Genomic DNA, 6,225 nt, shown 5'->3' with positions numbered 1-6,225 from the left:
ACCGGATTCTGGAGGCTCGGGCATGAGCCACGCAGGAGCTGGCATATGGCATATGCGCCACTGTGCTGCACACCCCGGAAATCACCTCGAATCTGCGTGCTACGCTTCCTCCCCCCGCGTGGATGACCGAGCTTGCGGCCGCCAATGTGCGAGTCGTCGAGCAATCGCGCTTATCCATTGCAACGCTACTGGAGCTTCACCGTTGTGTATCGACGTTCTTATCCTTGTGGGATAGTCCAAGCCCAGCAGGAGAACTCGATGCCGCCCCGCCCGATGGTTCAGATAGCGCTGTTCGAAGACGCCAGCGCAGTCCCCTTGCCGACACTACCGCAGGACGTTCGGCACCAGTTGCAGCAGCAGGTGGTGCAGTGGATGCGAGCCATCGCCGTGGCACAGGTACAGAACAACCTCGAGAGCCAGCGTCGGCAATATGCGCTGGTTGAGCGCGCTGGGCAATTGGGGTGGGAGCGCGTGGAGGTCATCGACGACGATCTCTGCCACTCCGGTTCAGGCACATGCGCCCGGGCTTCGAACAGTTGCTGAGCTTGCCTTACGATGGCGAGGTCGGCGCGGTTCTGGGCATCAAAGCATCGCGCCTGACACGCAATGGGCGAGACTGGCACACGCTGCTGGAGTCCTGCAATGTTGTGCGGGCGTTGCTCACCAATGCAGAGGGCGTCTATTATCCCGTTCAGGTGAATGACCGGCCGCTGCTCGGCATGAAAGGCAACGATCAGCGAGATGGAACTGGCCAGCTTCCGGCAGCGAGCGCACGAAGCGATGAAGCTGAAGGCTAAACGCGGCGAGCTTTACATGCATGTGCCTATCAGCTACGTACGCACAGGCGACGATGGCCTCGGGAAGGATCCCAACGAGCGCGTGCGCGCGGCCATCGATCTGGTGTTTCGCAAGTTTGCCGAACTCGGAAGCGCTAGGCGCGTGTATTTCTGGCTGGGCGAGCAAGGTATCGATATGCCGGCTGTGACGAGCGCCGGCAGCGCAGAGCGCCACTAGTGGAAGGCACCGTGCTACCACAGCGTGCTGAGCCTGCCGCAATCTACGCGGGTGCTTATACACATGGCCGCTGCAAGACCAGCGTGCGCATTGAGGATGGGCGCAAAGGTGCCGTGCGTACCCATCAACACAGGCCCGAGGATTGGGCGGTGCTGATTCGCGATCATCACGAGGGCTACATCGACTGGGACGTGTACTGCGCCAACCGGGAGTTGGTGGCCCACAACACCAATGGACATGGCAGTGCGGTGCGTGGCTCGATCAGGAGCGGCAGCGCGCTACTATCGGGATTACTGCGCTGTGGGCAGTGTGGGGTCAAGCTTAGCGTGAACTATCCCGGCCCGACCAGCATCCGTTATCAATGCATCACACATATCTTCAGCCGTGACCAAGCCTGCTATGTCATGTTCGGCGTCGTCGGCGCGGATCAACTGGTGGCCGACCAAGTGCTACGCGGCTTGCAGCCGCTGGGACTGCAAGCCGCGATTCAGGCCATCGAGCAGTTGCAAAGCGTCGATGACGATCAGTTCGCCCAGAAGCGCCTGGCGCTGCAGCGCGCTCGCTACGAAGTCAATCGTGCACAACGCCACGTGGGAACGATGCATTTGACCTACAATCGGTGCGGGAGGAAGAGGTCGCCGAGTTGATGCGACAGCGCCCCGATGCACTCAGCGATGAGACTAGGCAAGCCCTCATGGCGTTGGCCGAGGATATACCACGCCTGTGGGAGCACCCCGACACGACGCCTGATGTCAGGAAGCGTATCGTGCGAACCGTGATCAAAGAGATCGTCGTGACCTCTCATGGCGACTCGGTACGCGTCATTGTGCATTGGCAAGGCGGGGATCACACGGAACTGCGTCTGAAGAAGACGCCTATCGGTGCGCCTCATACGTCGGCGGCCCCAATCCCAGCGCATCCTGGCCGTTGAAATCAAGCTCGGCGGTGTCTTGAAGACAGAGCACAACCCGATGGGATTGCGTGCGCTTTTGCGTCTGCTGCCAATGCGGCTCTAGAATCGCATGCCACTGGACCTTCTCGTTATCGAACAAGCGATACGCCGTTATCGTTTCGCCCCAACCGTGGCATACGTGCGGCACGCTGGCCGTCGGGTCGGCCGCCATCCTTTCCATCAAAAGCCTCGCGCGCTTGTTCAGGCGCGCCTCGCCAAGATCCAGTTGCTCGAATTCCGCATGTGTCCAGGGCGTCGATTCGGTGACCAAGGCGTTCGCTTAAAAGAGGAGAGTAAATTGCCAAACGCCGATAGTTTACAAGCGCGTCGCTATGCCATTGAAAGTAAGCGGCCTTCCTCGCCGTCGCAGAACAGTGGCCGCCACATTGTGTAACGACATGGTCTTAGCGGTGGGAGAGTTCATGAGCATGGGCGAGTAGTCGGCGGACTCCATTTCTTGCCGAAGAACCTCGTCCTGGTCGAGGGGTCGAGTCAATATCGACGCTTTCTGCATCACTGTTGTCCATCGACGACAGTGCGAAACGCCCTGGCTGTGCGCAAGCGCGATAGCGACGTACGAGGTGCTGAAGCAGCACGGGGCTGAAACTTTGGCTGGTCGATCCGCGGCGAATGAAGTATGTGCCGGGTCGCGAGAGCAATGTGCTCGACTTCCAGTAGCTGCGGAAGTTCATGAGTCTGGGATTCCCGCCGGCGGCCTGGCGTGAGGGTGAGGAGTATGCTCAGCGCCCGCGGTCGTCTGGCAACGCGACGTGGTCCTCGCCGAACTGGCTGACTGCGTACGGCGCAAGCGGAAGGTCGTGGTGCGGAACGTCGAGATCATTGAAATGCTCAGCGATATCATGAATTGATCGGCAGGCATTCATCCGCGCAATTTTCGGTTTCACCCGGACGGCGCGAGCATGCGAGACATTGTGCAACTACCCAGTCGTTGCCGGTCTAAGCCAGGCAATGTGTCGCTTGGTCTTTTGTTCCGCTTTCGTCGGAGCGGGAGTTGTTTCGGGGGCGCGAGCGTAGGTGCGAGCGATCGGCGTCTACAGTGTAACGGTTTCAAACCCTCCAGACTGTTTATGTTCGCCAACCGAATTGCTTCTAGCCCATCTGTTATGGCCCAACCGCTCACGGATTTTGCTCGCAAACCAGCGGCCTCCGCCTCAGCAATGCCTTCCGTTTCCCGATTACGGGGCGCCGCCTCCCTGTCGGCGCACTTACACGTGCCGGTGGCATGCGACCCTGTGACGTCCCGTCATGCGCAACGCGCGGCGCTGCTCGCTCAGAAAAATTCGGGAACATTCGCGGCAGAGAGGCCGGTAGGTCGGCGATTGCCCGGGAACCCGGTCGGCTTTCAGGCCGATCTGTCCGGCGACGCAGCCGAATTGCTCGGCCGGATGAGGACGATGGCCGCAAACAATCGCGATCCGGTGGCGCAGTTACGCAAGCTGGAACGGCTTGGCGTAGCAGTAGGTCCGGAAGCGCACGCGGCGGCCATGAGGGCAGCCCGGGAATTCGGCCAGGAGGGGTTTGGGGGGGCTGTTCGGATGGCCAGGCCCAGTAGCTGGTTGAAGGCCGGCGCGGAGCTTGGCGCCTCGCTGCTGCATTTCTTACCCATTGTCGCGCAGACGCGAGAGGTATCGTCGGCGCGTTTCGTGGACCGACCTCCGATTAACGGATGATGAAAAAGCGCGTATGACAGCAGGCGGACGCTCGTCAAATCAGGCAATTAATCGCTCATTCTGTCGCGATTGGATCCTCTTTTCATCAGCGCTGGTTTGTGTCGGACCCCCGTCTTGGGACCGCGACCCTGGCACTATGCGTGTTCCTTCCGCTCGTCAGTGTTCGCCGGTCCGGTTCCCGGTCTTTCAGGATCCGTTCTTCCAAAGCAACTCTATTAGACCGAGCAGGAATGCTCAACGAATGCGTCCAGTTCTGCAACAGTTTCCGTGTGTTCGGATAAACAGGATGGGGCTGCGGCTCTCTATCCGGCCATTTGCGGCCGTGACCACCGCTTCGGTCCCCTCTTGTGAACTCCGCTGACTCACACGTCATTGCTCCGGCGACCCCAGTCATACCGGTTTCGGGTAAGCTCGCTTTTGCCAGCACGGGGTCCCCGAGGACCCGACAGGCAAAGTAAGATGCCCAGACCGGCCCGCGAATCGCGCAATTGCGACCGTGAAGCACGGATGAGCCGGGCGCTGCAGATGCTGCCCTGGGCTCCAGCTTTTTGTTGCAAGGTTCCAGGTTTTTGCTCGTTCGCCCGGAAGTACCGCCGCTTACGTCAGGGCCCTGCTTTTCGCGTGGTGTCCGCGTTTCGCCATCTCCAGAGCAGTCGCCAGATGCGCAAGTCAATCAATGGGCAGGTTACGTTCGCAATGGATGACGATATCCATGGCATAGCCGCAAATGATTGGGAACAGTTGTCGTATCAGCACCCCTTGCGCCCGTCGGCCCCACGTATGCCCGCGCATCTACGGCACTTCGCTCAAGATCCGCGATTGCCGTACCCATGAACTGTTATGCATATCTCAACTCGATGCCTGCGACCGTGGCCGAAGTCATTGACTTGACGCGCCGCGTTCATAAGTGTGGTTCGCTTTTCGCGAAGCTCGACCTCAACGTTGCCGCTACGCCCGCGTATCGAATGGCGCTCCCATCCACACGATGAGGTTTCCTTCCTGTTAATAGTCGTAACCGGCGTACTTCCGTCAGAACCCCCGCCTTTTCCGGCGTCGATTGTCCTTGTGGCAAAAGCACTCATGCTACGACGTGGACGAAGAGCGCGGACAATAAGAACCTACGAGACAGAAGCTGACTTTCATCCAGTCCCGTTATCCATGCCTCGCGTTCCCCAACTCCTACCCTCGGACACCAATGGGACGGTTTCGGGACGACCGCATGGACGATCAAACGGTTGTCGTGGCCGTTACCTTTCAGAAGTGGGAAGCCGGCAGGGTGACTATCCTTGCTCTACCTGTTCGTGCGTCTTTGCTCAAGCAAGCTAGACGCGGTCTCGCTGCAGCTCTCTCATGAGTGAATAGGGCGAATGACGCGTCGTCCAGCGACAATGTTATATTGAGCATGCCCAAAGTAAAAGCATCAGGCCGGATGGGCCGTTTTTGCTTCCGGTCCAAACATGTGTTCCCGTGCGAAGAAGCTGAGCTTTGCGTCAGTTCGCTTATGAGCTGCAGTGTGACGGCATGCCAAAAATGTCACGGGATGCGGTATCGCACGCCGGTAGTATCTATGAAACCGACGCACCGAACCCGTTGCAAACGGCGAGTTTGCAACGGACTACGTGCGATCCGAATCCGCCAAGTGCGTTTTTGCAGCGGTGGAAGAGAGCATTGCCATCATGACGAAAATCAATGTTGGGCTACCCTGCAAGCAGACGCGGGTGCGGAATGCATAACTGACCGAGGGTGCAGTGATTAGAGGGAGATAATCAAGTGGCTTCAACCGTAAAAATCGTCGCGATACTCACGGCGAGGACTGGGCTCGAGATCGAGCTCGAAGCGTTGCTGCGCGGCATGAGTTCGCCGTCTCGCTCTGAGCCCGGTAATCTTGAATACAATCTATGGCGCGATATTGACAACCCAGGGCGATTCGTTCTCGACGAGCTCTACAAGGACACTGAGGCCGTAGCCGCTCACCGTGCGACTTCACATTTTCAGCACTATCTGTCACGCATCAACGAGCTCGCGGTGCGCGTTGCCGTGACGCTGGACGCAGTAGACGTGGTGAATACGCGAGTGGCATAGCCCACTTATAGGCTCCTAGCCTGCGCGGGATGCCAAGCGGTAATTGGCCAGTCGTTTCAGGCAGAATCTGCACAAGGTACTGGATAACCTTGCGGCAGTTCCTGGCATGTCGGATGTGCAGTGAAAGGCGATAAGCAACGGCCTCGCCGGGTCGTTCGTTCGAGCCGCGGTGACGGGCGCCTCAACCTTGCCTCAACCGCACCGATCGATCAGCGCCTGCGCCCACGGATCCAAGCCGAGCTGACTGGCTAGAACTTGAGTGGAAACGTCGTGATGTCTTGTCCATCGACATCACATGACCATATTTGCTGGGGGGGGCGCGTCAAGAGGACAGGCAATAAAACGATAATCGTCGATACCACTAAGGCCACCTCGTACCGTGAAAGCTGGCTAGTACGGGCATGTGCATGCCCCCTCGCGTGGTCCGCGAGTAAAAATATCGCCATGCCCGACCCCTCGTTGTGGCGACCGTTAGGTGGTGACAGA

General features: G+C 59.0%; 7 protein-coding genes. 4 read left to right on the top strand and 3 right to left on the bottom strand.

Going from position 1 to position 6,225, the window contains the following annotated elements; translation table 11 throughout:
* Positions 1-324: 324 nt before the first annotated feature.
* Entirely contained in the window at positions 325-501 is a 177-nt protein-coding gene (locus tag HV796_RS43660) for a hypothetical protein (protein ID WP_217478187.1), read from the bottom strand.
* Between the two features lie 14 nt (positions 502-515).
* Between HV796_RS43660 and HV796_RS43655 the strand changes: the two genes are divergently transcribed.
* Genes HV796_RS43655 through HV796_RS39680 form a run of 3 tightly spaced genes read left to right on the top strand, consistent with a single transcriptional unit; the run spans position 516 to position 1,661 of the window.
* Positions 516-797, top strand: coding sequence for a recombinase family protein (locus HV796_RS43655; RefSeq protein WP_217478185.1), 282 nt, complete (start codon positions 516-518; stop codon positions 795-797).
* Entirely contained in the window at positions 781-1,014 is a 234-nt protein-coding gene (locus HV796_RS43650; protein WP_217478184.1) for a hypothetical protein, read from the top strand. Before HV796_RS43655 ends, HV796_RS43650 begins: the two co-directional genes overlap by 17 nt.
* Complete coding sequence (locus HV796_RS39680; protein ID WP_217478183.1) at positions 1,014-1,661, top strand: recombinase zinc ribbon domain-containing protein; 648 nt, start codon at positions 1,014-1,016, stop codon at positions 1,659-1,661. Before HV796_RS43650 ends, HV796_RS39680 begins: the two co-directional genes overlap by 1 nt.
* 228 nt (positions 1,662-1,889) lie before the next feature.
* On the opposite strand, the gene HV796_RS39675 is transcribed toward HV796_RS39680, so the two are convergent.
* Positions 1,890-2,237 carry an IS4/Tn5 family transposase DNA-binding protein gene (locus HV796_RS39675; protein ID WP_175233216.1) on the bottom strand — a complete coding sequence of 116 codons (348 nt, stop codon included), beginning with the start codon at positions 2,235-2,237 and terminating at the stop codon, positions 1,890-1,892.
* A gap of 469 nt (positions 2,238-2,706) precedes the next feature.
* A complete protein-coding gene (locus HV796_RS43645; RefSeq protein ID WP_217478182.1) occupies positions 2,707-2,904 on the bottom strand; it encodes a hypothetical protein in 198 nt (65 codons plus the stop codon).
* A 2,523-nt stretch (positions 2,905-5,427) separates the two neighbouring features.
* Here HV796_RS43645 and HV796_RS39670 point away from each other — a divergent pair.
* The gene (locus tag HV796_RS39670; protein WP_175233215.1) at positions 5,428-5,739 is read left to right on the top strand and encodes a putative quinol monooxygenase; all 312 of its coding nucleotides are present in this window, start codon (positions 5,428-5,430) and stop codon (positions 5,737-5,739) included.
* Positions 5,740-6,225 lie beyond the last annotated feature (486 nt).

Origin of the sequence: Paraburkholderia humisilvae, from assembly GCF_902859855.1 — a bacterium.
GTDB classification, from domain to species: domain Bacteria; phylum Pseudomonadota; class Gammaproteobacteria; order Burkholderiales; family Burkholderiaceae; genus Paraburkholderia; species Paraburkholderia humisilvae.
The sequence above is the reverse complement of the archived record's forward strand: the minus strand, read 5'-3'. Positions and strand labels throughout refer to the sequence as shown.

Coding starts and splice junctions, on each gene's coding strand:
- HV796_RS43655 (WP_217478185.1), top strand. CDS start 516: ATGCGCCCGGGCTTCGAACAGTTGCTGAGCTTGCCTTACGATGGCGAG.
- HV796_RS43650 (WP_217478184.1), top strand. CDS start 781: ATGAAGCTGAAGGCTAAACGCGGCGAGCTTTACATGCATGTGCCTATC.